This is a genomic window from Streptomyces sp. NPDC018026, assembly GCF_044327745.1.
Taxonomy (GTDB): Bacteria; Actinomycetota; Actinomycetes; order Streptomycetales; family Streptomycetaceae; genus Streptomyces; species Streptomyces rubrogriseus.
In genome coordinates, this window is the sequence record NZ_JBIRFY010000006.1 from 211026 (window position 1) to 237350 (window position 26325).

Here is a 26325-nt window from a genome sequence, read left to right on the forward strand (position 1 = left end):
CGTGAACCGGCTGCTGCTGGTCGTCGCGGTGGCCCCCGCGTTCGCCCTGCTGCTCGGCGCGGTGATCGCGGCGGCCGTGCGGTTCCGGGTCGGCGGCGCGGGCGGTCGAGCGGCGGTCGAGCGGCTGGCGCCGGTGCTGTACACGGGGACCGTGTGCGCGGCGGCGTTCCTGTCCGCGGTGCTCACCGGCTTCGACCCGGTACGCCTCGGGCTGTCCGCGGGGCCGGACCGTACGGGCCCGGACGGGTGGACGGTGGTCGCGGCGGCCACGGCCGCCGGTGTGCTGGCCGGCGCCCTGGGCTACTTCGCCGAACTCCTGCTCGCCCACCGGGCGGCGGCCGTCCCGGGCGGCGCGGCCGGGGCCGGGGCCGGGGCCGGCGGGCACCCTGAAGGGCCCACGACCGGCACCCGTTCCGTGGGCGCCTGGGCGGGCGCCCCCCGTGCCCTGCTCGCCCTGGGACTGCTCACGGGGGTGGGCGAGGAGGTGCTGTTCCGGGGCTATCTGCTGACCGGGCTGCGCGAGGCGCTGCTGCCGTGGGCCGCGCTGGTGGTCCAAGCGGCGCTGTTCGGCGTCCACCACGCCTCGTTCGGGCTGCGCGCGGTGCCCGCGAAGGCGGTGCACGGGCTGCTGTGGGGCGCGTTGACGCTCGGCTCCGGGTCGTTGCTGCCGGCGGTGGCCGCCCACACCGTCTTCCAGGTCCTGGTGTGCCGCCGTCTGACCCGCGCCGCCCGGTCCAACGACACGACACAGGTTGGAGGTTCGCCCGATGACCACGAGCACGACCACGACCGTGCACAGGGCTCCGCTGCTGTGCGACGGCCGCCGATGGCTCGCTGACGGCTGGGTCCGGGTCGGCGGCGACGGCCGGGTGACGGACTGGGGTGCCGGTACGGACCCGCCGGGCGGTGACGCCGAGCCGGTGCGGCGGCACGGTGCGCTGCTGCCGGGCCTGGTGGACGGCCTCGCCCACGTCACCGGCTACTTCAACCGGGCGGTGGAGGGCGACGCGCTCGCCCCGCACCGGGCGGGCCTCGCCCTGTGCGCGGAGGCCGGCGTCACCGTCGTACTGAGCGCCGCCGGACACACCGAGCCGCCGCTCGCCCTCGCCGCGGATCCCGCTCCGGGCGATCCGGCGCTGCTGTGGACCGGGCCGGTGCTGGACGGCCCGCCCGCCACCACCACGGCCACCCGGCTGGTGCGGGACGCCGTGTCCGCCCGCCGGGCCGTGGGCGCGGTCGCCGCCGACGGGGCGCGGGTGGTGTGCACGGGGCCGTCGCTGGAGCCCGGGGCGCTCGGGGAGGTGGTGGCGGCGGCGCGGGAGTACGGCCTGCCGGTGCTGCACCAGCCGGGCCGCACCGACGCCCGCAGCGCGGCGAAGGGCGGCGCGGCGCTGGTGCAGGACCTGCCACGCTGTCTGCTGCCCCCGGCGGCCTCGCCCCGCTCGGCGGCGGCGACGGTACGCGCCTTCGCGGACCCGGGGGTGCGCGCCGCGGCGGACGAACCGCTGCGGGTGCTGGCGGGGCAGGGCACGGCGCTGGTGCCGCTGCTGCACTCCTGGCGGCGCGCCGCGCTGCTGGAGGAGGCGGTGTCCGAGCCGCGCCTCGAACGGACCCTGCCGATGGCGCCGTTCCACCGGTATCTGCTCGACATGCGCGGCCCGGGGCTGGTGTTCGGCCGCAAGTACGCCCGGGAGCACTTCGGCTACGAGCATCTCAAGGGGGTGGCGCGCCGGGAGTTCGACGACGGCTGGGCGTTCCTGCTGGACGCCCTGGCGCGGGCCCGGGAGCTGGGGGTCGCGCTGGTGGCGGGCAGCGACGCGCTCGGGCTGTCCCTGGTGCCGGGATACGGCCTGTACGACGAGCTGTCGTGGTGGGAGCGGGCGGGGCTGTCCCGGCGTACGGTCCTGGCCGCGGCGACCGGCGGCACGCCGGCCGTGCTGCTGGGCGCCGCCGCCACGCCGTGGGTGAGCGGTGTGCTCGCCCTGTCCGGCGCGCCGGACGAACTGCCCGGCCTGGGTGCCCTGCCGGCGGCCGCCCGGACCCTCGTCCCGGCCGTGCCCCTCACCTCCGTACCCGCGCACGCCGTCGGACCTCAGGAGAGGCGACCATGACCGTGACCGAGAAGGGGAGGCGGCCGGCCCAGTCGGGTGCCCCCGTGGTGCTGCGGGCCGAGGACCTGCACAAGAGTTATGACGGCACCGCGGTGCTCGCCGGGGTGTCCGTGCGGGTGCACGCGGGGGAGATCGTCGGGCTCGTGGGACCCAACGGCGCCGGGAAGACCACGTTCCTGGAATGCGTGGAGGGCATCCGGCGGCCCGACCGGGGGTCCGTCGAGATCGCCGGGATGGGACGGGGCGCCGGTCCCGCCGTCTATCACCTGGCGTTCGGCGCGCAGTTGCAGGAGTCCAGCCTCGCCGAGCGGCTGCGGGTGGCCGAGGCGATGGAGCTGTTCGCCGGTTTCTACGACGACCCGTGGGACGTCGGCGACCTGCTGGAGCAGATCGGGCTGAGCGAGCACCGCCGGATGTTCTACCGCAAGCTGTCCGGCGGGCAGAAGCGCCGGCTGACCCTGGCCCTCGCGCTGCTCGGCCGGCCGCCCGTTCTGCTCCTGGACGAGCCGACCACGGGTCTGGACCCGCACGCCCGGCTGGAGTTGTGGGGGCTGCTTGAGCAGCTCACCGGCAGCCGTACCGCCGTGCTGCTGGCCACCCACGACCTGCACGAGGCGCAGAGCCGCTGCCACCGCGTGTACGTGCTCGACGGGGGCCGGATCGCCGCGGACGGCCCGGTCGCCGAGCTGCTCGGCGCGGCCGGGATCAGCACCCGGCTGCGGCTGCCGGACCGGGCGTGGGTGCGGGAGCTGGTGCGCGGGGTGCCCGGCTGGACCACCTCGCGGGTGGTGGCCGGAACCCTCTACGCCTACGGCGGGCACGGGTTCGCCGAGAAGGCGGTGGCGGCCCTGCGCGCCCACGTGGCGGCGGACGACGATCCGGGGCCGGTGCTGGCCGCCGCGGCCACCGGCCCGACCGACCTCGAGGACCTCTATCTGACGAGAACGGGAACCCCCTATGAACCCCGCCACGAGCCCCGCCCCGAGCCCCGCCCCGCGCATGACTGAACCGCCCGCACCGATCTCCCCGCCGGCCCGCCGGTCCCCGCGCGGTCTGGTCCGGCTGTGCCGCGTGGAGCTGCTGCTGTTCCTGCGGGAGCCGGCCGCCGTGTTCTTCGTGCTGGTCTTCCCGCTGGCGATGCTGCTGTTCCTGGGCGTCGCCTACGGCACCGAGCCCACCGGCAGCGGGGACGACGGGGTGCGCTTCATCGACGAGTACGTGCCGCACATCGTGGTCACCATCGCCGTCAACCTGGGGGTGCTCGGGGTGGCCATCAACATCTCCGAGTGCCGCACCAGCGGAGTGCTGCGCCGCTACCGGCTGGCGCCGGTGCCGATGTGGTGGTTCTGGTTCTCGCAGGTCGCCGTGGGGCTGCTGATGTTCGCGCTGGCGGTGGCCGCGCTGCTCGCGGTGGTCGCGGTGGCGTACGGCGTGGTGCTGGCGGCGCCCGCGCAGTTCGCGCTGGCGGTGCTGACCGGGCTGGTGTTCACCTTCGCCGCCGGGGTGCTGCTGGGCAGCCTCGACCTGCCGACCCGCAGCGTGCAGATCACCGGCACGGGGTTGTTCTTCGTGATGTTCCTCGGTTCCGGGGCGGCGGTCCCGCGCGACTCGTTCCCCGACTGGCTTCGGGTCCTCACCGCGTTCAACCCGATGACGCCGGTCATCGACGCGTCCGTCGACTCCTATCTGGGCCGCTCCATGGTCTCCGAGCTGCCGGAGCTGGCCGCGGTGCTGGCCGCCTCCGTGGTCCTCGTCCTGATCGCCCGTTCCAAGTCCACCTGGGAAGGAAACCGATGAGCACGCTGCACAGCGAGTGGCTCAACCACCGGGACCGGCTGCTGAAGCCGGTGCTGAACGACACCGAGTTCGGGGCCATCAGGGAGGTGCTCGACTACTACCACCCGCTCGGTCCGCTGCGCTCCTTCACCACCTACTTCCGTTCCGGGCTCGGCAAGCCCATGTACGTGGCGCACGGGCAGTACTTCGACCTCGACCACGCGATGGGCCGGCTGCTGGGCCTGCCGGGGCTCAACACCGGCTTCGGCGGCCAGGTGTACGGCGGCGGCAAGGGCCACGACCTGTTCGGCACCACCGCGTCGTCGGTGGGCGAGGCGGTGGAGCGGGTGCTGGGCTCGCTCGCCTACCTCACCCACATGGAGCGGATCGTGCACGGCTCGTACCGCACCCTGACGGCGCAGGGTGTTCCCTGTCTGCACCCGGAACTCTTCCCGGTGTTCGCGCCCGAGCAGCTGGCCGAGGACCCGCTGTACGAGCCGTGGACGGAGGACACCGAGCTGGGGTGGATCGCCGGGCGCCGGCTGCTGTCCGGGGAGGAGGTCCACCTCCCCGCGCAACTGGTGATGCTCTTCTACCTGCACGGTCCCGACGAGCCGCTCGTGGGGCTGGCCCCCAGCGGCGGCCTGGCCAGCCACATCAGCCGCCGCGACGCCCTGTGGCACGGCGTGCTGGAGCTGTTCGAACGCGATGCGGTCAATCTGCGCTGGTACGGCGGCGTACCGCTGGACCGGGTGGTCGTCGACCGGCCGGTCCGCGACCCGGTCCTGCGCCGGCTGCTGGAGACGACCGGGGTGCAGCCCGGCGAGATCACCTTCCACCACCACAACCTGGACCTGTTCGACTACCCGGTGATCACGGCGATCGAGCGGGACGGCTGGCTGCGCCGCTACGGCTACTTCGCGGGCGGCGGGGTGTCCGACGACACCGAGGAGGCGATGCTGTCGGCGCTCACGGAGTACGCGCAGGCCGAGCGCAGTCTGCGCATCTCGCTGGCCACGCCGGACTGGGAGTTCACCGAGGCGTTCGGCCGGCAGTTCGCCATCGACAAGGACGCGGAGGCCGCCGACTTCTCCAACTACATCCAGGTCATCCCCTACTACGGCTTCGAGGAGAACCGGGAGAAGGTGTCCTGGTTCTACGACGGCGGCGAGGAGATCCCGCTGTCGGAGCTGCCGCGGCGGCCGGCCGGTGCCGGGCCCGAGCAGCGCTGGGACCGGCTGACCGCGCTGCTCGCGGAGCGCGGCTGGGACCCGGTCGTCTTCGACTTCTCGCTGCCGCAGTTCCGGCACACCAGCCTGATGAAGGTGGTGATGCCGGAACTGAGCCCGCCGTATCCGCCCCAGGCCCCGGGGCTGGGCAACCCCCGTTACGGCAGGGTCCCGTACGAGTCGGGGCGCCGGGAGCGGCCGCTGGAGTTCGCCGACCTGAACGTGCGGCCGCTGCCCTATCCGTGACCGACCGCGTCCGGCTCCGGTGCCACCGGGGCCGCCGCGGCGCCCGACGCCGGGCTGCCCGCACGGGCGGCCCGCTGGCCGATCAGCACCCCGAGCTGGAACCGGGACACGGCGCCCAGCCGGGCGGACACCGCCGCGACGTGCCGGCGCACGGTGCGCGGGGTCACGCCGAGCCGGAGGGCGACGGACTCGTCGGTGAGGCCCTGGAGCAGCCCGTCGATCACGGCGGCCTCGGTGCCGGACTCGGCGGCGGCGACGGGTGCGTAGCGGTGGGCGCGCGGCCACCAGCTGTCGGCGAACCGGACCGCGGTGCGGGCCGCGGCGTCGGTGTGGCGGTCGGTCACCAGCCAGCCGGTGGTCTCGGTCAGCCCCACCGCGAGCGCCAGCACGTCCCGGTCGGCGATCGCGACGCGGACCGGCAGCAGCGCGGCGGTGCGGATCTCGGCGACCGTCCCGAGCGCCCCGCGGGCGGCGTGCGCCACCCCGGAGTCGACGATCGCCCGGTGGCGCACCCCGGAGCGCGGGCCGCCGGCGTCCCGGTCGCACCTCACCTCGGGCCGCACCTCCAGCAGTTCGAGGCGGGCCGAGCCGGCGACGGTGGCGAAGACGCCGTCGATCTGCTCGGCCGTGGCGGGCCGCGGCGCGCCCCGCCCGACGGCGGGTGCGGCCCCGTCGAGCGCCTCCGTCAGCCCGGACAACCGGGCCACGGCGGAACGGAGCTGCCCGTAGAGCTCGTCCATGGAATTGATCCCCCTTGCACGGTCCGGCCGGAACGACGGGACGGGGCGTCTGGGTCAGGACGCCGCCGGGCACGCATGGGAACGGGCGATTCCCGTACGTTCCTGATTTCTCGGGTACGGGTGGCACCGGTACGCGTGACACCCCTTGTGTGCAGATCATGTGAATGATCACGGAAGGAGTGATGGAGCGTCAAGGAACCGGCGGCACGCCCGCATCCCCTGTTCGGGCGGGTTGACACGGAGCCGGCACGAGCATCGGACGTCCGGCGGCCGAGCGGGGCTCAGCCCTGCCAGATCTCCCCGACGCGTCCCGCGTGGGCCGCGCCCTGGCGCCGGCCCGCCCGCGCCGCCCCGGGGATGCGGGAGGCGTCCAGGGCGTTGCGGCCGAAGGCGCGGCGGGCCGCCCGGTCGGGGGTCAGCAGGGCGACCCGGGCCCCGCGCGAGGCGAGGGTCTCGGCCTGGGTCCGCGCGCTCGGGCTCGCTCCCGCGCCCTTGGGGACCGGGGCCAGTACGACGACGCGCGCGCAGTCGTCGACCAGGTCGGCGTTGGTCGTGGAGCGGACGCCGCCGTCCATCCAGCGGCCCGGACCGATGCCGATCGGCGGGAAGAGCGGCGGCAGTGCGCAGGTCGCCGACATGGCGTGCAGCAGGTCGACCCCGCTGTCGGCGTCGAAGGCGGTCGGTTCACCGGTGAGCGCGTCGACGGCGAACATCCGGACGGGCCGGTCCGGCCAGTCCCGGACCGGCAACTGGGCGCCGATGGCGTCGAAGACCGCGGACTGCGGCACGTCGCGCACGGAGAGCGCCAGCCGGCCGAGGCGCCTGACCACCGTCTCCGGGTCGCGCGAGCCCAGCGCGGCCCACAGGTACCTGACCGTCATGCCGAGCGTGAAGTCCACGTCCAGCATGGCGCGTTCACGGTTGAGCTGCTCCTTGTAGAGGTCGGCCGGGGCCGAGCCCCTGGCCAGGTCGAGCGCCAGCAGCGAGCCGGCCGACGTGCCCGCGAGGACGTCGGCCGCCGTGAGGTCCACCCCCGCGTCGGCCAGTCCCGCCAGGACGCCGATCTGCCATCCGTACGCGGTCAGGCCGCCCCCGCCCAGCACCAGCGCCGTATCCGCCACGTCCGCCACCCCTCCCGCACCGGGGACCATACTGGGGACCACTCCCCGTTTCACCGCCGAGCGCGACGCTAGCAGGTAAACGGGGAGTGGTCCACGTTTGGGGCCGCCCGTGCCTCACTCAGCCGCGGGCCAGCACCGTCCCCACCACCTGGCGCAGCATCGACTCCGGGTCGGGGGCGGGACCCGGGGAGCGCCAGGCCACGAAGCCGTCGGGGCGGACCAGGACCGCGCCGCCGCGGGTCACCCCGTGGGCGCGCGCCCAGTCGGTCTCCTCGTCGTCCGGGATCAGGTCGGCCCCGGGCGTCCCGCCCACGCGGTACGACTTCAGCGGGACCCGCATCCCGTCGGCCACCCCGGCGGCCGCCTCGTGCCAGCCGGTGGGCTGGGCGGCGTCGCTGAGCAGGACGAGGGAGTCCTCGTAGAGGTCCAGGGTGGACAGGCGGTCCTGGCCCCGGCGCACCCAGAGGTGGGGAGCCCGGCTGCCGGGCGCTCCGGTGAGGTCGAGGCCCTCCGGGACCACCGGGGTCGCCGGGTCGGCGCCGACCACCGCGCCACGGGGGTAGCGGTAGCCGAGGGCGACGTTGAGGATCCCGCGCTGCGGGCCGCCGCCGGGACCGCCACCGGGCGCACCGCCCGCACCACGAGGACCGCCGGGACCGCCGGGACCGCCGGGACCGCCGGGACCGCCGCCCGCACCGCCGGGAGCACCCGCGCCCGGACCGCCGCCCCCCACGACCGGCGGCGGCGCGAAGCCCGGGTGGCTGTGCTCGACCGAGCGATGGGCGGCGCGGGCGCTGGTGGCCTCCGCGACCGGGCGGCGTTCCGTGTCGTAGGTGTCCAGCAGGCCCTCGCCCGCCCAGCCCTCCAGCACCGCGGCCAGCTTCCAGGCGAGGTTGTGGGCGTCCTGGATGCCGGTGTTGGAGCCGAAGGCGCCGGTGGGGGACATCTCGTGGGCCGAGTCGCCGGCCAGCAGGACGCGGCCGGAGCGGTAGCCGCGCGCGACGCGCTGGGCGGCGTGCCAGGGCGCCTTGCCGGTGATCTCGACGTCGAGGTCGGGGTCGCCGATGGCGCGGCGGATGTGGGCGGCGCAGCGCTCGTCGGTGAAGTCCTCGACGGTTTCGCCCTGGTCGGGGTGCCAGGGGGCGTGGAAGACCCAGTTCTCGCGGTTGTCGACGGGCAGGAGGGCTCCGTCGGCGTTCTCGTCCGTCAGGTAGCAGACGATGAACCGGCGGTCGCCCACGACGTCGGCGAGACGGCGCGAGCGGAAGGTGATGCTGACGTTGTGGAAGAGGTCGCCGGGTCCGCTCTGGCCGATGCCGAGCTGTTCGCGCACGGGGCTGCGGGGACCGTCGGCGGCGACCAGGTAGTCCGCGCGGATGGTGGTGTGCTCGCCGGTCTCCCGGCTCTTCACGATCGCCGTGACGCCCTCGGTGTCGGCCTCGAAGGAGAGCAGTTCGGTGCCGAAGCGCAGGTCGCCGCCGAGGTTCGCGGCGTGCGCGAGGAGTTCGGGCTCCAGGTCGTTCTGGCTGCACAGGCACCAGGAGCTGGGGCTGAAGCGGGCCAGTGAGCCGCCCGGGTCGATCTGCTTGAACAGCCACTCCCCCGCGTCACCGGCCAGGGTCGGCGCCTGGAGGATGCCGTGGTTGTCGGCCAGCGTGGCGGCGGCCCTGCGGATGTCCGGCTCGGTGCCGGCCACCCGGAAGATCTCCATCGTGCGGACGTTGTTGCCGCGCCCGCGGGGGTGGATGGAGGTGCCGGCGTGCCGCTCCACCAGGGTGTGCCGGACGCCCAGCCGGCCCAGGAACACCGAGGTCGACAGGCCCACCAGGGATCCGCCGACGACCAGGACCGGGACGCGGTGGGTCCGGTCGCCCCCGGGGGCGGCGCCGCCGGACCGGTCGGCTCTTTCGTTCATGGTTCGTCCTCCGTTGTACGACAGGTGCGCGTCTGTACGACAGGTGCGCGTCAGGGATGCGAGAGGGGTCCGACCGAGGTGCGCCGGGGCCTTCATGCATGCCCCGTACGGCCCGTCGAGGCCCGCGGCGGCGCAGGCTTCACCCGCTTAACCCTCCTGGTTCGCGGACCCCGCGGGCACGGCCCACGATCGTGCTTACGCGACCGTCGCACCCCCGCCGGCCCGGCGGGAACCGCCGACGATCGCCCCAGTCCACGAGGAAGACCGGAGAAGAGGTGGGCCGGATGACGGTCTCTCCCGTCGTAGCGACGGATGCCCCGACCACGGACGCGACACGGGCCACAGCGACGTCATCGACGTCGACGACGTCGGCGACGTCGCCCGCCGTGGCGACGGACGCCGGTGGCGTGTCGATATCCGCGTTCGACGGTTCCCGCGTGCGGGTCGTCCTGATGCTGGACGTCCACGACGGAATGCAGCAGGAGTTCCTGGACGCCTACGAGCGCATCCGCGACCGGGTCGCCGCCGTCCCCGGACACGTCAGCGACCAGTTGTGCCAGTCCCTGGAGAACCCGACCCAGTGGCTCCTCACCAGTGAGTGGGAGAGCGCCGCGCCCTTCCTGGCCTGGGTCAACAGCGACGAGCACCTGGACACCGTCGAGCCGCTGGCGAGCTGCGTCCGTGACACCCACTCGCTGCGCTACAGCGTCCTGCGGGAGACCGACGGGGGGCGCCCGGCGCCCGGTGAGCCGCGCTCCGCGCCCCGGATCGGGGACAACGTCGTACGGCACGCCCTCACGTTCACCGTGCGGCCCGGCACCGAGGCCGAGACCGCCCGGCTGCTGTCCGAGTACGTGTCGCCCGAGGCCCATGTGGACGGCTCCACGCGGCTGCTGCGCACCTCGCTCTTCATGTCCGGCAACCGGATCGTGCGGGCCGTGGAGGTGCGCGGCGACCTGCAGACCGCGTTGCGCCACGTCGCCCGGCAGCCCGGGGTGCGGGCCGTCGAGGAGGCCCTGAACCCGTATCTGGAGCAGGACCGGGACCTCGGCGACCCGGGGTCCGCCCGGCGGTTCTTCACCCGGGCCGCGATGCCGGCCGTCCACCACGCGACGTCCCCCGACCGGGCGGGCGCGCGCCGGGAACGGCTCGCGCTGCTCTATCCGGTACGCGACGGCGCCGGTGGGGAACTGGCCCGGCTGCTGGCCCGTCAGGACGCGTCCGCCGCCCGGAACCCGGACGGCCCGGTGCTGGCGGCCACCGTCTTCCACCGCGACGACCTCGTCGTACGGCTCGTGGACGTGGACGGCGACCCCGAGGACGCGCCCGCCGAGGTCCTCGGCCTGTGCGGCCGTCAGGGTGCCGCGGATGCCGAGCGGCTGCTGGACGCCGCCGCGGTCGGTGTCGACGGGTCGCCGGCCGAGGCCGCGACGCTGTCCCGGCTGCTGCGCCGGATCCGTATGACGCCCCTGACCGACCGGCGTTCGGCCGGTTCCTGAACCACGGCCCACCCCGACCGCGCGGCCGGCCGGGTCCGACGGCGTGCCCGCCGGCCCGCGCGGCCTTCCCCGCCGCCCCGCTCTCCCGCTCCCCCGCTCCTCCCACCGCTTGCCCCCTTCCTTCCTCCCGTCACCCCGGAGTGAACGACATGACAGACCAGCAGGTACGCATCGTCTCCCTCGGCGACATCGCCCCCAACCGCCGCCGCGGCGGAGACCTCCGCGCCCTCCTCACGCCCACCACCGCCGGGTCGACCAGCGGCTTCATGGGCGTGGCCATCGTGCAGCCCGGCGACCGCATCGCCGAGCACTACCACCCGTACTCCGAGGAGTTCGTGTACGTCACGGAGGGCGCCCTCGAGGTGGATCTGGACGGGGTGCCGCACTCGCTCGGCACCGGGCAGGGGCTGCTGATCCCGCAGGACATGCGCCACCGCTTCCGCAACGCGGGGGACGTCGAGGCGCGGCTCGTGTTCCACCTGGGGCCGCTGGCCCCGCGTCCGGAGCTGGGCCACGTCGATACGGAGGACGCCGAGGGCAACGCGCTCCCCTGCGACGGGGCGCACGCGGGCCGGCACACGGAACACCCCGGCCACGCCGGGCACGAGCGGCCCGCCCCCGCGGCCGGGGTGGTGTCATGACCGGGCGCCGGGTCGCCGTCACGGGCATAGGCGTCGTCGCCCCGGGCGGGATCGGCGTGCCCCAGTTCTGGGGGCTGCTGTCCGAAGGCCGTACGGCGACGCGCCGCATCTCCCTGTTCGACCCGTCCGGGCTGCGCTCGCAGATCGCCGCCGAGTGCGACTTCGAGCCGTCCGACCACGGGCTCGGCCTCGCCACCGCCCAGCGCTGCGACCGGTACGTGCAGTTCGCTCTGGTGGCCGCCTCGGAGGCGGTCCGGGACGCGAACCTCGACATGAACCGCGAGGACCCCTGGCGGGCCGGTGCCACGCTCGGCACGGCGGTCGGCGGCACCACCCGGCTGGAGCACGACTACGTCCTGGTCAGCGAGCGCGGCTCGCGCTGGGACGTCGACGACCGGCGCTCCGAACCGCACCTGGAGCGCGCGTTCACCCCGGCCACCCTCTCCTCCGCGGTCGCCGAGGAGTTCGGGGTGCGCGGGCCGGTGCAGACCGTCTCCACCGGGTGCACGTCCGGCCTCGACGCCGTCGGGTACGCCTACCACGCGGTCGCCGAGGGACGCGTCGACGTGTGCCTGGCGGGCGCGGCGGACTCGCCGATATCGCCGATCACCATGGCCTGCTTCGACGCCATCAAGGCGACCTCGCCGAACAACGACGATCCCGCGCACGCCTCCCGGCCCTTCGACGCGGACCGCAACGGCTTCGTGATGGGCGAGGGCGCGGCGGTGCTGGTCCTGGAGGACCTGGAGCACGCCCGGGCCCGGGGCGCGGACGTGTACTGCGAGATATCCGGCTACGCCACCTTCGGCAACGCCTACCACATGACCGGGCTCACCAAGGAGGGCCTGGAGATGGCGCGGGCCATCGACACGGCGCTGGACATGGCCGGGCTGGACGGCACGGCGATCGACTACGTCAACGCGCACGGCTCCGGCACCCAGCAGAACGACCGGCACGAGACCGCGGCCGTCAAGCGCTCGCTGGGCCAGCACGCCTACGCGACGCCGATGAGCTCCATCAAGTCCATGGTGGGCCACTCGCTCGGCGCGATCGGCTCCATCGAACTGGCCGCGTGCGTGCTGGCGATGGCCCACCAGGTGGTGCCGCCCACCGCCAACTACACGACCCCCGACCCCGAGTGCGACCTGGACTACGTGCCGCGCGAGGCACGGCAGCGGACGCTGCGGCACGTGCTGTCGGTGGGCAGCGGCTTCGGCGGCTTCCAGTCCGCGGTCGTACTGAGCGGCAGTGAAGGAGGGCTGCGATGAGCGGACCACAACGGACCGGCACCGGCGGTGGGAGCCGGCGAGCGGTCGTCACCGGACTCGGCGTGGTGTCGCCGCACGGCACCGGCGTCGAGGCGCACTGGAAGGCGGTGGCCGACGGCACCAGCAGTCTCGGTCCCGTCACCCGGGAGGGCTGCGCGCACCTGCCGCTGCGGGTCGCGGGCGAGGTGCACGGCTTCGACGCGGCCGAGACGGTCGAGGACCGCTTCCTCGTCCAGACCGACCGGTTCACGCACTTCGCGCTGTCCGCGACCCAGCACGCGCTGACCGACGCCCGCCTCGGCCGGGCCGACGTCGACTCGCCGTACTCGGTCGGCGTGGTGACCGCGGCGGGTTCGGGCGGCGGCGAGTTCGGGCAGCGGGAGCTGCAGAACCTGTGGGGACACGGCTCGCGCCACGTCGGCCCGTACCAGTCGATCGCCTGGTTCTACGCGGCCAGCACCGGCCAGGTCTCCATACGCAACGACTTCAAGGGCCCCTGCGGAGTCGTGGCCGCCGACGAGGCGGGCGGCCTGGACGCCCTGGCGCACGCGGCGCTGGCCGTGCGGAACGGCACCGACACGGTGGTCTGCGGCGCGACGGAGGCGCCTCTGGCCCCGTACTCGATCGTCTGCCAGCTGGGCTACCCCGAGCTGAGCCGGGCTTCCGAACCCGACCGCGCCTACCGCCCGTTCACCGAGGCGGCCTGCGGTTTCGCACCGGCCGAGGGCGGTGCCGTACTCGTCGTGGAGGAGGAGGCGGCGGCCCGGGAGCGCGGGGCGGACGTGCGGGCGACGGTGGCCGGGCACGCGGCGACCTTCACCGGGCCCGGCCGCTGGTCCGGGTCCCGGGAGGGGCTGGCCCGCGCGATCCAGGGCGCCCTGGCCGAGGCGGGCTGCCGTCCCGAGGAGGTCGACGTGGTCTTCGCGGACGCCCTCGGGGTCCCGGAGGCCGACCGGGCCGAGGCGCTGGCGCTGGCCGACGCGCTGGGCCCGCACGCCGCGCGGGTGCCGGTCACCGCGCCCAAGACCGGGACCGGGCGGGCGTACTGCGCGGCGCCGGTCCTTGACGTGGCGACGGCGGTGCTGGCGATGGAGCACGGGCTGATCCCGCCGACCCCGCACGTGCTGGACGTGTGCCACGACCTGGACCTGGTGACCGGCCGGGCCCGCCCCGCCGAGCCGCGCACGGCCCTGGTCCTGGCGCGCGGCCTCATGGGGTCCAACTCGGCGCTGGTCCTGCGCCGGGGTGCGGTACCGCCCGAGGGCCGCTGACGGCCGTACGACGACCAACGGTCACGGGCGATGCCCGTGGCCGGCCAACCCGAGTCAAGGAGGACACCCATGACCGACCAGCAGCTGGACTACCAGGTGACCGTCGAGGAGCTGTCGGCGCTGATGAAGCGCACCGCCGGCGTGCACGTCGACCCGGTCACCCTCCGGCAGCAGGCCGACGACGGTTTCGACACCTTCGGCCTGGACTCCCTCGGCCTGCTGGGCATCGTGGCCGAGCTGGAGAAGCGGTACGGCCTGGGCCTGCCCGAGCAGGCCGAGCGCTGCAAGACGCCCGCGGATTTCCTCGCGCTGATCAACGGCGCCCTCAAGACGGGAGTGTGACATGGCAGGGCACACCGACAACGAGATCACCATCGCCGCCCCGATGGAGCTGGTCTGGAACATGACCAACGACATCGAGAAGTGGCCCGGGCTGTTCAGCGAGTACGCCTCCGTGGAGGTGCTCGGGCGCGACGACGACAAGGTCACCTTCCGGCTCACCATGCACCCGGACGCCGACGGCAAGGTGTGGAGCTGGGTCTCCGAGCGGGTCGCCGACCCGGTCACCCGCACCGTCCGCGCCCAGCGCGTGGAGACCGGACCCTTCCAGTACATGAACATCGTCTGGGAGTACGCGGAGACCGCCGAGGGCACCGTCATGCGCTGGACGCAGGACTTCGCGATGAAGCCGGACGCGCCGGTGGACGACGCCTGGATGACGGACAACATCAACCGCAACTCGCGTACGCAGATGGCGCTGATCCGGGACCGGATCGAGCAGGCGGCGGGCGAGCGGCGCACCGCGTCGGTGCTCGCCGACTGACACGTACGCACATCGGCGAAGGGCAGCACCCCCATGCACCACACACTGATCGTCGCCCGGATGGCACCCGGCGCGGCACCGGACATCGCGAAGGTGTTCGCCGAGTCCGACAGCGGCGAGCTGCCGCACCTGGTGGGCGTCAACCGGCGCAGCCTGTTCGAGTTCGGTGACGGCGTGTACCTGCACCTCATCGAGAGCGACGACGACCCGGCCCCCACCATCGGCAGGCTGACCGGGCACCCGGAGTTCCGCCAGGTCAGCGAGCGGCTCGAACCGTACGTCTCGGCGTACGACCCGGCGACGTGGCGCGGTCCGAAGGACGCGATGGCGCGCTGCTTCTACCGCTGGGAGCGGACCCCCGCCGGCTGACGGCACTCCCTCCCCGCATGCGTCGGGGTCGCCCGGACTTCCTTCGGGCGACCCCGACGAAGACGTTCCGGGGGAAGACGTTCCGGGGCATCGAACGGTTGCCCGCACGGCCCGATTGTCCGCGTGAGAAGGGACACTTCGGAAACCGTGACGTTTTCGCACGTCCGTCCGCTTGGATCTTCGGGGCACGACAGCACCGCAGTCCGCGGTGCTCGCCCCGCCGACCAGAGAGAGGACGCACACCGTGGGCCGATCCACCGCCCGCCGGGCCAGCCGAAGAACCGGGCCGGACGGTGCCGGACACAGGTCCCGCGCCCGCAGGCGCAGACGCCGCGGACCCGCCCGAGCGGTCCTGGCCTGCCTCGCCCTCGGTGCGGTCCTGCTCACCGCGGGGGCGGCCGTCGCGTACTGGCGGGACTCCCGGCCACCGGTGACGGACGACCAGGTGGCCGACGTCACGGACGCCCTGGACGCCTCGACCCGGACGCCTTCGGCCTCCCCCTCCCCCTCGGGGTCACCCTCGCCGAAGGCCTCCGCGTCGCCCTCGGCCTCCCCCTCGTCCTCGCCCTCCGCCACCACCATCGCCATTCCGCCGACCGGTCCCGGCACCTTCGTCACCGCCCAGGCCGACGGCACGACCGTGGGCACCGGCAGCCGGGTGCGTCGCTACAAGGTCCTGGTCGAGGAGGGCATCGACGTCCGGCCCAGCGCCGCCGCGGACGAGATATCCGAGGTGCTCGCCGACCGCCGCGGCTGGACCCAGGACGGGACCAACTCCTTCCGGCTGGTCAGCAGCGGCTCGTACGACTTCGTGGTGAAGATCGCCACGCCGGGCACCGTCGACGAGATCTGCGGCGCGGCGGGCCTGCTCACCCGGGGCGAGGTCAACTGCAGCGTCGGCACGGACGTCGTGGTGAACCTCAAGCGCTGGGTGCTGGGCTCCCCGGAGTTCGACGGGCCGATCCACGAGTACCGGGCGCTGATCGTGAACCACGAGGTCGGTCACCGCATCGGCCACGGCCACGAGACGTGCCCCGGAGCGGGCCGGCCCGCTCCGGCGATGATGCAGCAGATCAAGGGCCTCAAGGGGTGCGTGGCCAACGCCTGGCCCTACGACGAGGCGGGCGACTACCTGGGCGGCCCGGCGGTGCCGTGAGTCCGTCCCCGGGTCGGCGCGGTGCGTTCGGCGGACGGTTCGCGGGACAGGCCCCGGGGCGGGGGGTGATGATCGGTCCATGACCACCACACCGCGCTTCGATCCCCGTGCCCTGCTGGCCGAGAGCCGGCTCGGCGTGCTGGCGACGATCAAGTCGGACGGCCGCCCGCAGCTCTCGCCCGTGATGCCCGCCTACGACCCCGACGCGGGCGTCATCCGGGTCTCCACCCGCGAGGGCCTGGCCAAGACGGCGAACCTGCGCCGGGACCCGCGGGCCACCCTGGAGGTGACCGCCCCGGACGGCAGGTCCTGGGCCACCGCCGAGGGCGTCGCCACCCTCACCGGTCCGGGGGCCGACCCGCACGGACCGGAGGTCGAGGCGCTGGTGGAGTACTACCGCGCCGCGGCCGGGGAGCACCCGGACTGGGACGAGTACCGGGCGACGATGGTGTCCGACCGCCGGGTGCTGCTCACCATCACGGTCGAGCGCGTGTACGGCGCCGACATCGGCTGAGGGCACGGCGGCGACCCGGCCAAGTTTTGTGCCGGAGCGGTGAAGGATCCGCCCGCCGCTTGCGTACCTCCTGGCGTACCCGTGTCGCGTCGCCCTTGGAGGCACCATGCGCCTGTCCCGCAGCAGGATCGGAGTCGTCGTCCTGTTCGGTGCGATGACCCTGACCCTCACCGCGCTGGCCTTCCCGGCCGTGCTCGGTCTGGACAAGGCCGACGGCAACCAGAACCGGGTGGTGGCCAGTACGAAGTTCGGTCCGCTCACCGAGGCCGACCGCGACTTCGTGGTGAAGGTCCGCGCCGCCGGACTGTGGGAGTACCCGCTGGGCGAGATGGTGATGGAGCGCGGTACCACGAAGGCGATGAAGACGGCCGGGGAGCACCTGGTCGTCGGGCACGCCGGACTCGACGCGATGTGCCGCGAGATCTCCCCCGAGCTGGGCATCACGCTGCCCAACCGGGCCTCCCCGCAGCAGGAGGGCTTCGTGGCCGCCGTGGACGCCAAGAGCGGCAAGGAGTTCGACTCCTCGGCGGTCAACATCATGCGGGTGACCCACGGTCAGATCTTCCCGGCCATCGCCAAGATCCGGGCCTCCACCAAGAACACCCTCGTGCGGCAGCTGGCGGACCTGGCCAACGACACCGTCCTGGACCACATCACGGTGCTGGAGAAGACCGGGCTGGTCGCGTACGACGACGTCACCTTCAAACAGACGGGCCCGGCGAAGCTGCCGAGGGAGAAGGTCACCCCGCCCCCGCCGCAGCCGGGTGAGCGGGTACTGGTGCTCAGGCCGCGCCCCGACCTGAACGTGAGCACCGCCTCCCCGACGCCCACTCCGTCCCCGGCGGCGCCCTGAGGACCCGGGGGCGGGGGCCCTTGGTGCGGTGCGCGGCGCGAGAACCCGCGCGGGCACGATTACGACCCAGTCACGACCGGCGGCAGGGGGAACGGGCCGCCGGTCGCGCACGTTCTCAGCAGGTGGCGGCCGACGGTGTCCGCCGGGCCATGACCATCCGGCGCCGGAGCCGGTGGTGGGCGGCCGTTCCCCTCCTCCCGCCCGCGTCCGTCCGGGGCCGACGACAGGAGGAGCGGGACCATGACCGCTTCCGGACCGGGCGGCGGCGACACCCCGGATGGACCGGACGACGCGCCGGCCGTGCCCGAGTACGTCTGGCGACTGTTCCTGGAGGACGACGAGCGCGCCATCCACGCCTCCGCCCCCCGGGAACCCGCCGCACGGGACCGGGCACCCGGCCGACAGCCGGAGCCTCCCGCCGACCGCCCCGGCCCTTCCGGCCGCCCCGGCCGCCCCGCCCGCGCCCACGAGACCGTCGGCGAGACGTGGCACCGGGAGGACGCGTGGGCCGGACCGGCCTGGCGCGAGCTGGACGGGCGGGCCCGGCTGCGGCGCACGGGCCGGGTGCTCGGCACGGCGGCCGCGGTCGCGCTCGCCGTGACCGCGTGGTCGCAGCTGACCACCGGCCCGGCGACCCCGGGCGGCGGCCCCGCCGAAACGATCGGGCAGAAGCTGGAGGAAAGCCCCGCCCTGCCCCCGGCGGACTCCGACGTCGGCTCCCCCACGGACCCCCTCACGGAGTCCCTGGCGGAGTCCCTTTCTCCGACCGGTTCCGCCACCGCCGGCCCCGCCGACTTCCAGCCCGCCCCCTCCGCGATACCCCGGGCATCCGCCTCCCCCTGGACAAGCGACTGAACGCCTGTTTAATCTGCTGTACATGCGTTCAATCCCGGAGGACCGGACCACCCGGGCCCTCATCCGCGACGAGGCCCTCGCCCTGTTCGCCGCTCACGGCCCGGACTCGGTGACCGTACGGCGGATCGCGACGGCGGCCGGTGTGTCGCCCGGTCTCGTGGTGCACCACTTCGGTTCGAAGGACGGGCTGCGCCAGGAGGTCGACCAGTACGTCGTGGCCGTCTTCGAGGCCATGCTCGGCGAGCTGACCGGCGGCGACGACGGCGCGGAGGCCGCCCGGGCCTTCGACTCCGGCGCCGGGGCGGCATCCCTGAGCGCGGCCTTCACCCGCCACCTCCCGGCCGGCTCCCCCCTGCCCGGCTATCTGCGCCGCCTGCTGCTGAGCGACACGGACGCCGGACGGCTGCTGTTCGGCCGCCTCTACGAGGTGAGCCGCGCCGCCCTGGACGGGCTGGCGGCGGCCGGCCTCGCCGCACCGGGCCGGGACCCGGCGGTCCGCGCCGCCCTGCTGCTCGCCAACGACCTGGCCGTGTTCCTGCTGCGCGACCGCATCGGCGAGGTCCTCGGCACCGACCCCCTGTCGGCCGACGGCATGGCCCGCTGGGCCCCCGAGGTGCTCGACCTCTACACGGGCGGACTGAACGCGTCACCTCCGGAAGCACAGGAAGGCCCAGGTGACCCGCATGCCGACCGACCCCGCACCCGTACCGCCCGCACCACCCACAGCACCGGCGCGGCACGCCCCAACCCCCGTCCTCCGCGCCCGTGACCTGCACAAGGCGTACGGCGGCCACCGCGTCCTGCGCGGCGCCGACCTCACCGTCGCCCCCGGGCAGCTGGTCGCCGTCGTCGGGGAGAACGGCGCCGGAAAGTCCACCCTGCTCAAGGCGCTGGCCGGCACCCTCGCCCTGGACCGCGGCGAGGTCTCCCTGTCCGGCACGCTCGGCCACTGCCCCCAGGACCCGGTGCTGAGCGACAGCCTCACCGTCGAGCAGCACCTGCGCTACTTCGCGGCCGCGCACCGCCTGCCCGGTCCGGACCGCGGCCGGGAACTGGTCCGGGCCCTGGGCTACGAGCGGTACGAGCACACCCCGGCCGGCGAGCTGTCCGGCGGGACCCGGCAGAAGCTCAACCTCACCCTGGCCCTGCTGCACGACCCCGAGGTGCTGCTCCTCGACGAGCCGTACCAGGGCTTCGACTGGGAGACGTACCTGCGCTTCTGGGACCTGGTCGAGGACCTGCGCGCCCGCGGCAAGGCCGTCGTGGTCATCACCCATCTCGTCTTCGAACAGGACCGGTTCGACCTGCTGGCCGACCTGGCCGACGGCCGCCTCACCGCACGGCAGGCGGCCGGGAGGGAGCACCGTCATGTCGACGCCTGAGCAGGCGGCCCGCCCGGGCCCGCTGTACGGGCAGTTCCCCACCGCGCTGCGCTTCTCGGTGCGCGACCAGACCCGCAACCGGCTCGCCTGGCTGCTGCTCCTGGTGTTCGTGCCCGTCTGGTATCTCGTGATGGACGCGATGGCGGGCGGGGAGCCCCTGGACTTCAAGCTGTACGCCACCGGCGAGGTGCTGCACGTCGACGGCGGCCACCTCACCCTCATCACCGCCGGGCTCAACGGCGTCACGATGATCGCCGGCTTCGTGGTCTTCGACGCGGTGCGCAGATCGCTCGCGTTCGACCGCCGGCTGGTCTTCGCCGGGTACCGGCAGTCCACCCTCATCGGCGCCAAGACCCTCGCCGTCGCCGCGGTCGCCACCGGCATCGCCCTCTACACCGCGCTGGCGGTGCTGTTCTTCTGGCGTCCGGCGGCAGCCGCCTGGTTCGCCGTGCTGGCCGGGTTCACCGTCATCGCGCTCGCCTACGGCGGTCTCGGGCTCCTCCTCGGGGTGCTGGTCAAGCGGGACCTGGAGGGCTTCTTCCTGATCATCATGGGCGGGCTGATGGACACGTTCCTGCAGAACCCGCTGGGCAACCCGCTCGCCAACGAGCCGGTCCTGCAGTGGTTCCCGTCCTTCGGCCCCATGCAGTTCGCGGCGGGCGCCTCGTTCGCGGACACCGCGCTGTGGGGGCACCTCGGCCTGGGCCTGGCCTGGGCGGCCGGGTTCAGCGCGGTGGGGCTGGTCATCTTCCGGGTGCGGACCGGGGACAAACGCAGGCGTGAGAAGAAGCGGCCGCCACTCGCGTGAGGTCGCGCGGGTCACGCGCTTCGCTTGCGGGAAGCGGCCTTCTTGGCCGCCGGCTTCTCCGTCGCCGACTTCTTCGCCGCCGGCTTGCGGGCGGCCGAGGACGCCGACTTCTTCGGCTCCGTCGTCCTGCCGGCCGCCGTCTTCTTCGCGGCCGTCTTCTTGGCCGCGGTCTTCTTCGCGGCCGTCGACGTCGACTTCTTGCCGCCGGTCTCCTTCGGGGTGCGCCGGGACGAGGTCTTGCGCTGCGGCAGGGACCTGACCTGCGCCTCCTCGGCCGCCCCGGCCTCCTCACCGTCCCGGGACTCCCGTGCCGCCCGCACGCTGCTCTCCAGCGCCGCCATCAGGTCGAGCACCTTCCCGGGCGCCGCCTCCTCGCGGGCCTCCGGGGGCCGCTCGCCGGAGGCCTTGGCGGCGACGACCTCCTCGACGGCCTCCCGGTACTCGTCGTGCAGGTCGTCCAGGTCGATCTCACCGAGGGTGTCCATGAGGGCGTCCGCGAGGTCCAGTTCCTGGTCGCGCACGGTGACCCCGGCCTCCGGGGCGACGCCCTCGGGGGCCCGCACCTCGTCCGGCCACAGCAGGCCGTGCATCGCGATGGCGTCGCCGACGACCCGGAGCATGCCCAGGCGCTCCCGGCCGCGCAGCGCGAACTTGGCGATCGCCACCCGGTTGCTGCGCTTGAGCGCCTCGCGCAGCAGCGTGTACGGCTTGGCGGCCGGGGCGCCGCTCGCCGCGAGGTAGTAGGCGGAGCCCATCTGGAGCGGATCGATGCGGTCCTCGGGCACGAAGGCGACGATCTCGATCGTGCGGGCCGTCGGGATCGGCAGCTGGGACAGGTCCTCGTCGGTGATCGGGATCATCGAACCGTCGGCGTCCTCGTAGGCCTTGCCGATCTCGGCCTGGGTGACCTCGCGGTCCTCCAGTTCGCACACCTTGCGGTAGCGGATCCGGCCGCCGTCCTCGGTGTGGATCTGCCGGAAGGAGACCGAGTGGCTCTCGGTCGCGTTCACCAGCTTGATCGGGATGCTGACCAGGCCGAAGGAGATGGCGCCGTTCCAGATGGATCGCACGTGCAGCACCTTTCCTGCCGGTTCCCTGTCGGGCGTTTTGTCATGATTTCGTGAGATTCTCATGGTATGGCGCCGATGACGGAAGTGGAGGGGCGGCGGGTGGCCCTCAGCAACCTGGACAAGGTGCTGTATCCCGCGGCCGGGCTCACCAAGGGCGAGCTGCTGCACTACTACGCGACGACCGCCGAGGTGCTGCTGCCGCACCTGCGGGACCGCGCGGTCTCCTTCCTGCGCTATCCGGACGGCCCGGACGGCCAGGTGTTCTTCACCAAGAACGTGCCGCCGGGTACGCCCGACTGGGTCACCACGGCCGAGGTGCCCCGCTCGGAGGGCCCGGCCCGGATGGTGCTGGTGCAGGACCTGGCGAGCCTGATGTGGGCGGCGAACCTGGTGACCGAGTTCCACACCCACCAGTGGACCGTGGACGACCCCGGCGAGGCCGACCGGCTGGTGTTCGACCTGGACCCGGGACCGCCCGCGACCGTGGTGCAGTGCTGCGAGGTCGCGCTGTGGCTGCGGGAGCGGCTGGCGGCGGACGGGATCGAGGCGTACGCCAAGACCTCCGGGGCCAAGGGGCTGCACCTGCTGGCCGGGGTGCGGGGCGCGTCCTCGGAGCGGGTGTCGGAGTACGCGAAGGGGCTCGCCGTGGAGGCGGAGCGGGCGCTGCCGAAGCTGGTGGTGCACCGGATGACGCGCAGCCTGCGGCCGGGGAAGGTGTTCGTGGACTGGAGTCAGAACGCCGCGCGCAAGACCACGGCCGCCCCGTACACCGTGCGTGCCCGCGGCGTGCCCGCGGTCTCCACGCCGGTGACGTGGGAGGAGGTCGCCGGGTGCGGGCGGGCGGAGCGGTTCGTCTTCCTGACCCCGGACGTGGGGCCGCGGGTGCGGGACCGCGGCGACCTGCTGGCACCGCTGTTCGAGCGGCGGCGGGCGGCACCGCTGCCCTGAGCCGGGCCCTCGGACGCAGCCGGGCCCCGGACGCGGCCGGGCCCTCAGAGGCGCTGCCAGGTGGCCCGGTCCCGGGCCAGGGCGTGCAGGGCCTCCACGTCCGCCGGTTTCAGCACCCCGCCCGTCCGGGCCAGGTCCGGCAGCTCTCGGTCCGTGAGGACGCGCACCGGGCGGGGCGGGGCGGTGACGGTCACGTGTGCCGGACCGACGAGGACGAGCACCGGGCGGACCTCGGCCGTCAGGGCGTGGGAGGCCCGGTCGGCGTCGGCGCGGACCCGGTGCAGCAGGGGGTGGGGAGTGCGGCGGCCCAGTGCCACCAGCGGGTCGGTGACCCGCACCCGTTGTCCGCGGGCGGGCAGCACGTGGAGGGCGAAGAGACCACCGGGCCCGATCAGCAGGTGGTGGACGCGGTCGCCGCCGGGCAGCGGGAGGGAGTGCAGGGTGTGCAGGCCGGCGCCGTCGAGACGGTCGAGGGCGGCCCCGGTCGCCTGCTCGGCGGCCAGCGCCCGGCGGCGCGGGTCGGGGCGCAGCCGGTGGGCCGGTCCCGGGTCGCGTTCCAGGGCGATCAGGAGGGCCTCGCCGGGCCGGTTGGGGGCGAGGTCGTCGTCCGGGTGGAGGGAGAGCCGGGCCAGCTCGGCCGGGGTCGGGACCGGCGGCGGGCCGACCGTGACCGGGCCGGTGACGAAGGGGCGCAGGGCCTGGAGGACCTCGGCCCTGCGGTCGTCGCTGAGCAGGTTGACGCGGGCCTCCTCGCGGTCGTACCAGGCGACGTTCCCGCCGTCCGGGAGGCAGACGTAGAGCCGTTCCCGGCCGTGGCGCCGGGTCGGCACGACGCGCAGTCCGTCCATGCCCATCACCACCCCCGTCCATGGGACCAGGCGGGGCGCCGCCGGGGCAAGAACCCGGTTGCCTTCGGGATGAGTTGGGCAGACCCTGGGCGGGACCGGGAGGTGGCTGTGCGTACCCGTGGGAAAGGTCCGGACGTACCGGCCCCGGACCGGCCGTGGGACGAGATCGTGCCGGGCCTGTGGATGGGCGGGCACGAGTTCCGGCGGACGGCGGGGCGGCTGGAGTTCGCCGTGGTGCGGGACGAGTTCGACCTCGTGCAGACGTTGCTGCGGCTGCCCGGACACGGGCCGGACGAGGGTGTCGAGCACCATGTGTGGCCGATCCCGGACGGGCCCCTGGACGGCACCCAGCTCGCCGGGGTGATCCGGTTGGCCCGGGCCGCGGACGAGGCGCTGGACGGGGGCCGTAAGGTCCTCGTCCGCTGCTATCACGGGTACAACCGCTCCGGTCTGGTCGTCGCGCACACCCTGATGCGCCGGGGCAGCGGCGCCGAGGAGGCGGTCCGGCTGATCCGGGCCCGGCGCTCGCCGTGGGCGCTGCACAACGACCTGTTCGTGTCCTATCTGCGGACCGGCCTGGCCACCGTGCGGCTGCTGGAGGAACTGGCCGAGTAGCCCGGCGGGCCCGTACGCACGCAAAATGGCCTTCCGTACGGCGTCGCGTGCGGTGCCGCGATGCCCGCGGTGCCGCCCGCGGCCGTGCGGGACCGCCGACGCCGATCACCGAACCCCAGGAGTGCAGTGCTCCCGAGCCGCCGCGGGTACCCCGCCCGCGTCCCCGCCGCCCTCGCGCTGCTCCTGGCGACCGCGGCGACCGGTGTGCTGGCGGCCTGCGGGGACACCGGCGGCCTCGAGGGTGCCGGGGCGACGCCCGCCGCCCGCGCCCCGGCCCGGCTGTGGCCCGGCCTCACCCCGGCGTCCAGCCCTGCGTACGACATCGGCGAGGTGGAGCACGCGCCGGTGAAGGGCGTCGCCGTGCCCGGTGGCGACATCCGCGGGGCGGACCCGGTGGCCGCGGTGCGGGCCGAGATCGCCGCGCACCCGGAGGACTACGCGGGCGCGAAGGCGCGGTACCACGAGACGTCGGTGCGGATGGCGGACTGCGGCACGGACGGCGCCGGTGACGAGGCAGGCGGCTGCCCGGTGCTGCGGCCGTACTACCGCGATCTGACCGGTGACGGGCGTCCCGAGATGACGCTGGGTTTCCGGCTGCTGCCGGACCAGCTGACCGCCGTGCGGGTCTACACCGTCGAGAAGGACCGGCTCGTGCGGGTCATGTCCTACGAGGACGCCGTGAGCGCGGTCGAGCTGGCCGGGCGGACGGTGATCGTCCGCTCGCCCTCGGAGGTCGCCGGGTACGAGTACCGCCTGCAGTGGACCTGGGACGCCGACCAGCGGGCCATGCTGCTGACCAGCGACGAGATGCTGCGCACCGACGACGGCGGACGGCACACCACGCGTCCTTCCGCCTCGCCGTCACCCTCCGTGTCGCGCTCGGCCGCACCACCCGCGTCGCCCTCGGCGGGCGCCCGGTGAGCGCCCGGTGAGGCTCGTGCTCCCCCGGTGGACCGGGCCGCTGGCCGTGAAGGCGGCCGTCTTCATCACCGTGATGTGCTGCGGGCTCGCCGCGCTGCTCGGCGTCCTGGTGCACGTCTCGGTGACCAACCGGACCGTCGGCCAGGCCCGTGACGCGGCCCTGTCCCGGCTGGGCGAGGCGACGGAGTCCTACGAGGCGGGGGACCCGCTACGGCGCGGGGCGGGCATCGACCCGGCGGGGCTGCCGCGGCCGCTGCGCGAGCTGGCCCTCTCGGGCCGGCGCGGCACGATGCTCGCCCAGTACGCGGGGCGCCCCACGATGTGGGCGGCGGGGCCCGCCGACGGCGGCCGGGCGCTGGCGGTGCGGGTCGACCACTCGCAGGGCCGGGCCACCATCGACGGCCTGGACGGCACGCTCGTGTGGTCGTCGGCGCTGGCGATCGGGGCGACGCTGCTGGTCGGCGCGTTCGCGGTGACGCGGGTGACGCGGCGGCTGCACACCACGGCCCGGGTGGCGCGGCGGATCAGCGCCGGCGACCTCGACGCGCGGGTCGGCGATCCGCGCGCGCAGGATCCGACCCGCCCGCAGGACGAGGTGGCGTCGGTCGCCGCCGCGCTGGACTCCATGGCGTCGTCGCTGCAGGGCAAGCTGCTCGCCGAGCAGCGGTTCACCGCGGATGTGGCGCACGAGCTGCGCACCCCGCTCACCGGTCTGCACGCGGCGGCCGAGCTGCTGCCGCCGGGCCGCCCCACCGAGCTGGTGCGGGACCGGGTGGCGGCGCTGCGCACGCTCACCGAGGACCTGCTGGAGATCTCCCGGCTGGAGAGCGGGCGGGAGCGGCCGGCGACGGAGCCGGAGCAGCTGGGCGCGCTGGTCCGGCGGGTCCTTCGGGGCTCGGGCACGGACACGCGCGTGGACGTCGTACGGGACGCGTGGGTGGAGACCGACCGGCGGCGGCTGGAGCGGGTGCTGGGCAACCTGGTCGCGAACGCGCACCGGCACGGACGGGCGCCGGTGGTGCTGAGCGTGGACGGTGCGGTGATCACCGTGCGGGACCACGGGGACGGCTATCCGGAGTACCTGCTCGCGCACGGGCCGCAGCGCTTTCGCACCGAGGGCGGGACGAAGGGGCACGGCCTGGGGCTGACGATCGCGCTGGGGCAGGCCGAGGTGCTCGGGGCGCGGCTGGAGTTCACCAACCCGCCGGACGGCGGGGCGCTGGCCCGGCTGACGCTGCCTCAGCAGCCCTGACCACGGCGTCTTCCCCGATGGCTCAGTGCGGCGGGCGGCGTCTGCCGGGCGCTCCTAATGTGGCGGTTAGTCAGCTGAAGACCCGTTCGCTCCC

Annotated in this window: 28 protein-coding genes; 23 read left to right on the forward strand and 5 right to left on the reverse strand. The window is 74.4% G+C overall.

Going from position 1 to position 26325, the window contains the following annotated elements:
* The first annotated feature begins 1 nt into the window (after position 1).
* The 5 genes from ACH4D3_RS20655 to ACH4D3_RS20675 are packed head-to-tail and all read left to right on the forward strand — an operon-like array spanning position 2 to position 5362.
* On the forward strand, positions 2 to 838 hold the full coding sequence (locus ACH4D3_RS20655) for a lysostaphin resistance A-like protein (RefSeq protein WP_398323914.1): 837 nt from the start codon (positions 2 to 4) through the stop codon (positions 836 to 838).
* Positions 768 to 2111 (forward strand): hypothetical protein, encoded by a 1344-nt coding sequence (locus tag ACH4D3_RS20660; protein ID WP_398323916.1) that lies wholly within the window; start codon positions 768 to 770, stop codon positions 2109 to 2111. Before ACH4D3_RS20655 ends, ACH4D3_RS20660 begins: the two co-directional genes overlap by 71 nt.
* Positions 2108 to 3118 (forward strand): ABC transporter ATP-binding protein, encoded by a 1011-nt coding sequence (locus ACH4D3_RS20665; protein WP_398323918.1) that lies wholly within the window; start codon positions 2108 to 2110, stop codon positions 3116 to 3118. The genes ACH4D3_RS20660 and ACH4D3_RS20665 overlap by 4 nt, the downstream gene beginning before the upstream one ends.
* The gene (locus ACH4D3_RS20670; RefSeq protein WP_398323920.1) at positions 3111 to 3908 is read left to right on the forward strand and encodes an ABC transporter permease; all 798 of its coding nucleotides are present in this window, start codon (positions 3111 to 3113) and stop codon (positions 3906 to 3908) included. The genes ACH4D3_RS20665 and ACH4D3_RS20670 overlap by 8 nt, the downstream gene beginning before the upstream one ends.
* Positions 3905 to 5362, forward strand: a complete 1458-nt coding sequence (locus tag ACH4D3_RS20675; protein WP_398323922.1) for a YcaO-like family protein — start codon at positions 3905 to 3907, stop codon at positions 5360 to 5362. The genes ACH4D3_RS20670 and ACH4D3_RS20675 overlap by 4 nt, the downstream gene beginning before the upstream one ends.
* Here ACH4D3_RS20675 and ACH4D3_RS20680 read toward each other — a convergent pair.
* From ACH4D3_RS20680 to ACH4D3_RS20690, 3 genes are all read right to left on the reverse strand, one after another.
* Complete coding sequence (locus ACH4D3_RS20680; protein ID WP_398323924.1) at positions 5353 to 6102, reverse strand: LuxR C-terminal-related transcriptional regulator; 750 nt, start codon at positions 6100 to 6102, stop codon at positions 5353 to 5355. The genes ACH4D3_RS20675 and ACH4D3_RS20680 overlap by 10 nt on opposite strands.
* A 281-nt stretch (positions 6103 to 6383) precedes the next feature.
* Positions 6384 to 7253, reverse strand: a complete 870-nt coding sequence (locus ACH4D3_RS20685) for a patatin-like phospholipase family protein (RefSeq protein WP_398323926.1) — start codon at positions 7251 to 7253, stop codon at positions 6384 to 6386.
* 88 nt (positions 7254 to 7341) lie between these two features.
* Positions 7342 to 9138, reverse strand: a complete 1797-nt coding sequence (locus ACH4D3_RS20690; protein ID WP_398323928.1) for an FAD-dependent oxidoreductase — start codon at positions 9136 to 9138, stop codon at positions 7342 to 7344.
* A gap of 284 nt (positions 9139 to 9422) precedes the next feature.
* Here ACH4D3_RS20690 and ACH4D3_RS20695 point away from each other — a divergent pair, with 284 nt between their 5' ends.
* From ACH4D3_RS20695 to ACH4D3_RS20760, 14 genes are all read left to right on the forward strand, one after another.
* Positions 9423 to 10637, forward strand: a complete 1215-nt coding sequence (locus tag ACH4D3_RS20695; protein ID WP_398323930.1) for a SchA/CurD-like domain-containing protein — start codon at positions 9423 to 9425, stop codon at positions 10635 to 10637.
* A 149-nt stretch (positions 10638 to 10786) separates the two neighbouring features.
* Positions 10787 to 11278, forward strand: coding sequence for a cupin domain-containing protein (locus ACH4D3_RS20700; protein ID WP_398323932.1), 492 nt, complete (start codon positions 10787 to 10789; stop codon positions 11276 to 11278).
* Complete coding sequence (locus ACH4D3_RS20705; protein ID WP_398323934.1) at positions 11275 to 12546, forward strand: beta-ketoacyl-[acyl-carrier-protein] synthase family protein; 1272 nt, start codon at positions 11275 to 11277, stop codon at positions 12544 to 12546. Before ACH4D3_RS20700 ends, ACH4D3_RS20705 begins: the two co-directional genes overlap by 4 nt.
* Positions 12543 to 13817, forward strand: a complete 1275-nt coding sequence (locus ACH4D3_RS20710) for a ketosynthase chain-length factor (protein WP_398323935.1) — start codon at positions 12543 to 12545, stop codon at positions 13815 to 13817. Before ACH4D3_RS20705 ends, ACH4D3_RS20710 begins: the two co-directional genes overlap by 4 nt.
* A gap of 69 nt (positions 13818 to 13886) precedes the next feature.
* Positions 13887 to 14159: an acyl carrier protein gene (locus tag ACH4D3_RS20715; protein WP_361004350.1), complete on the forward strand. Its 273-nt coding sequence runs from the start codon at positions 13887 to 13889 to the stop codon at positions 14157 to 14159.
* 1 nt (position 14160) lies between these two features.
* Positions 14161 to 14640, forward strand: coding sequence for an SRPBCC family protein (locus tag ACH4D3_RS20720; protein ID WP_003973657.1), 480 nt, complete (start codon positions 14161 to 14163; stop codon positions 14638 to 14640).
* A 33-nt stretch (positions 14641 to 14673) separates the two neighbouring features.
* Positions 14674 to 15009, forward strand: a complete 336-nt coding sequence (locus tag ACH4D3_RS20725) for a TcmI family type II polyketide cyclase (RefSeq protein ID WP_398323938.1) — start codon at positions 14674 to 14676, stop codon at positions 15007 to 15009.
* 244 nt (positions 15010 to 15253) lie between these two features.
* Positions 15254 to 16165, forward strand: coding sequence for a DUF3152 domain-containing protein (locus ACH4D3_RS20730; RefSeq protein WP_398323940.1), 912 nt, complete (start codon positions 15254 to 15256; stop codon positions 16163 to 16165).
* A gap of 79 nt (positions 16166 to 16244) precedes the next feature.
* Positions 16245 to 16679, forward strand: coding sequence for a PPOX class F420-dependent oxidoreductase (locus ACH4D3_RS20735; RefSeq protein WP_398323942.1), 435 nt, complete (start codon positions 16245 to 16247; stop codon positions 16677 to 16679).
* Positions 16680 to 16785: 106 nt separating this feature from the next.
* Positions 16786 to 17532 carry a DUF4142 domain-containing protein gene (locus ACH4D3_RS20740; protein ID WP_398323944.1) on the forward strand — a complete coding sequence of 249 codons (747 nt, stop codon included), beginning with the start codon at positions 16786 to 16788 and terminating at the stop codon, positions 17530 to 17532.
* Between the two features lie 240 nt (positions 17533 to 17772).
* Positions 17773 to 18387 carry a hypothetical protein gene (locus ACH4D3_RS20745; protein WP_398323946.1) on the forward strand — a complete coding sequence of 205 codons (615 nt, stop codon included), beginning with the start codon at positions 17773 to 17775 and terminating at the stop codon, positions 18385 to 18387.
* A gap of 22 nt (positions 18388 to 18409) precedes the next feature.
* Positions 18410 to 19156: a TetR/AcrR family transcriptional regulator gene (locus ACH4D3_RS20750; protein ID WP_398323947.1), complete on the forward strand. Its 747-nt coding sequence runs from the start codon at positions 18410 to 18412 to the stop codon at positions 19154 to 19156.
* Entirely contained in the window at positions 19071 to 19769 is a 699-nt protein-coding gene (locus ACH4D3_RS20755; protein WP_398323949.1) for an ABC transporter ATP-binding protein, read from the forward strand. Before ACH4D3_RS20750 ends, ACH4D3_RS20755 begins: the two co-directional genes overlap by 86 nt.
* A complete protein-coding gene (locus ACH4D3_RS20760; RefSeq protein ID WP_398323951.1) occupies positions 19756 to 20577 on the forward strand; it encodes a hypothetical protein in 822 nt (273 codons plus the stop codon). The genes ACH4D3_RS20755 and ACH4D3_RS20760 overlap by 14 nt, the downstream gene beginning before the upstream one ends.
* 11 nt (positions 20578 to 20588) lie before the next feature.
* Here the strand turns inward: ACH4D3_RS20760 and ACH4D3_RS20765 are convergent, their stop codons facing one another.
* Positions 20589 to 21647 carry a Ku protein gene (locus ACH4D3_RS20765; protein WP_398323953.1) on the reverse strand — a complete coding sequence of 353 codons (1059 nt, stop codon included), beginning with the start codon at positions 21645 to 21647 and terminating at the stop codon, positions 20589 to 20591.
* A gap of 66 nt (positions 21648 to 21713) precedes the next feature.
* On the opposite strand from ACH4D3_RS20765, the gene ligD reads away from it, so the two are divergent.
* Positions 21714 to 22595 carry a non-homologous end-joining DNA ligase gene (gene ligD, locus ACH4D3_RS20770; protein ID WP_398323955.1) on the forward strand — a complete coding sequence of 294 codons (882 nt, stop codon included), beginning with the start codon at positions 21714 to 21716 and terminating at the stop codon, positions 22593 to 22595.
* 44 nt (positions 22596 to 22639) lie between these two features.
* Here the strand turns inward: ligD and ACH4D3_RS20775 are convergent, their stop codons facing one another.
* A complete protein-coding gene (locus ACH4D3_RS20775) occupies positions 22640 to 23443 on the reverse strand; it encodes an NERD domain-containing protein (protein WP_398323957.1) in 804 nt (267 codons plus the stop codon).
* 108 nt (positions 23444 to 23551) lie between these two features.
* Here ACH4D3_RS20775 and ACH4D3_RS20780 point away from each other — a divergent pair, with 108 nt between their 5' ends.
* From ACH4D3_RS20780 to ACH4D3_RS20790, 3 genes are all read left to right on the forward strand, one after another.
* Entirely contained in the window at positions 23552 to 24058 is a 507-nt protein-coding gene (locus ACH4D3_RS20780; RefSeq protein ID WP_398323959.1) for a dual specificity protein phosphatase family protein, read from the forward strand.
* Positions 24059 to 24184: 126 nt separating this feature from the next.
* Positions 24185 to 24979 carry a hypothetical protein gene (locus ACH4D3_RS20785; RefSeq protein ID WP_398323961.1) on the forward strand — a complete coding sequence of 265 codons (795 nt, stop codon included), beginning with the start codon at positions 24185 to 24187 and terminating at the stop codon, positions 24977 to 24979.
* 7 nt (positions 24980 to 24986) lie between these two features.
* Entirely contained in the window at positions 24987 to 26231 is a 1245-nt protein-coding gene (locus ACH4D3_RS20790) for an ATP-binding protein (protein WP_398323963.1), read from the forward strand.
* Positions 26232 to 26325 lie beyond the last annotated feature (94 nt).

What these genes read in the sequence shown, in the direction of transcription:
- ACH4D3_RS20660 (WP_398323916.1), top strand. Translation starts at nt 768, where the DNA reads ATGACCACGAGCACGACCACGACCGTGCACAGGGCTCCGCTGCTGTGC.
- ACH4D3_RS20665 (WP_398323918.1), top strand. Translation starts at nt 2,108, where the DNA reads ATGACCGTGACCGAGAAGGGGAGGCGGCCGGCCCAGTCGGGTGCCCCC.
- ACH4D3_RS20670 (WP_398323920.1), top strand. Translation starts at nt 3,111, where the DNA reads ATGACTGAACCGCCCGCACCGATCTCCCCGCCGGCCCGCCGGTCCCCG.
- ACH4D3_RS20675 (WP_398323922.1), top strand. Translation starts at nt 3,905, where the DNA reads ATGAGCACGCTGCACAGCGAGTGGCTCAACCACCGGGACCGGCTGCTG.
- ACH4D3_RS20680 (WP_398323924.1), bottom strand. Translation starts at nt 6,102, where the DNA reads ATGGACGAGCTCTACGGGCAGCTCCGTTCCGCCGTGGCCCGGTTGTCC.
- ACH4D3_RS20685 (WP_398323926.1), bottom strand. Translation starts at nt 7,253, where the DNA reads ATGGTCCCCGGTGCGGGAGGGGTGGCGGACGTGGCGGATACGGCGCTG.
- ACH4D3_RS20690 (WP_398323928.1), bottom strand. Translation starts at nt 9,138, where the DNA reads ATGAACGAAAGAGCCGACCGGTCCGGCGGCGCCGCCCCCGGGGGCGAC.
- ACH4D3_RS20695 (WP_398323930.1), top strand. Translation starts at nt 9,423, where the DNA reads ATGACGGTCTCTCCCGTCGTAGCGACGGATGCCCCGACCACGGACGCG.
- ACH4D3_RS20700 (WP_398323932.1), top strand. Translation starts at nt 10,787, where the DNA reads ATGACAGACCAGCAGGTACGCATCGTCTCCCTCGGCGACATCGCCCCC.
- ACH4D3_RS20705 (WP_398323934.1), top strand. Translation starts at nt 11,275, where the DNA reads ATGACCGGGCGCCGGGTCGCCGTCACGGGCATAGGCGTCGTCGCCCCG.
- ACH4D3_RS20710 (WP_398323935.1), top strand. Translation starts at nt 12,543, where the DNA reads ATGAGCGGACCACAACGGACCGGCACCGGCGGTGGGAGCCGGCGAGCG.
- ACH4D3_RS20715 (WP_361004350.1), top strand. Translation starts at nt 13,887, where the DNA reads ATGACCGACCAGCAGCTGGACTACCAGGTGACCGTCGAGGAGCTGTCG.
- ACH4D3_RS20720 (WP_003973657.1), top strand. Translation starts at nt 14,161, where the DNA reads ATGGCAGGGCACACCGACAACGAGATCACCATCGCCGCCCCGATGGAG.
- ACH4D3_RS20725 (WP_398323938.1), top strand. Translation starts at nt 14,674, where the DNA reads ATGCACCACACACTGATCGTCGCCCGGATGGCACCCGGCGCGGCACCG.
- ACH4D3_RS20735 (WP_398323942.1), top strand. Translation starts at nt 16,245, where the DNA reads ATGACCACCACACCGCGCTTCGATCCCCGTGCCCTGCTGGCCGAGAGC.
- ACH4D3_RS20740 (WP_398323944.1), top strand. Translation starts at nt 16,786, where the DNA reads ATGCGCCTGTCCCGCAGCAGGATCGGAGTCGTCGTCCTGTTCGGTGCG.
- ACH4D3_RS20745 (WP_398323946.1), top strand. Translation starts at nt 17,773, where the DNA reads ATGACCGCTTCCGGACCGGGCGGCGGCGACACCCCGGATGGACCGGAC.
- ACH4D3_RS20750 (WP_398323947.1), top strand. Translation starts at nt 18,410, where the DNA reads ATGCGTTCAATCCCGGAGGACCGGACCACCCGGGCCCTCATCCGCGAC.
- ACH4D3_RS20755 (WP_398323949.1), top strand. Translation starts at nt 19,071, where the DNA reads ATGCCGACCGACCCCGCACCCGTACCGCCCGCACCACCCACAGCACCG.
- ACH4D3_RS20760 (WP_398323951.1), top strand. Translation starts at nt 19,756, where the DNA reads ATGTCGACGCCTGAGCAGGCGGCCCGCCCGGGCCCGCTGTACGGGCAG.
- ligD (WP_398323955.1), top strand. Translation starts at nt 21,714, where the DNA reads ATGGCGCCGATGACGGAAGTGGAGGGGCGGCGGGTGGCCCTCAGCAAC.
- ACH4D3_RS20775 (WP_398323957.1), bottom strand. Translation starts at nt 23,443, where the DNA reads ATGGACGGACTGCGCGTCGTGCCGACCCGGCGCCACGGCCGGGAACGG.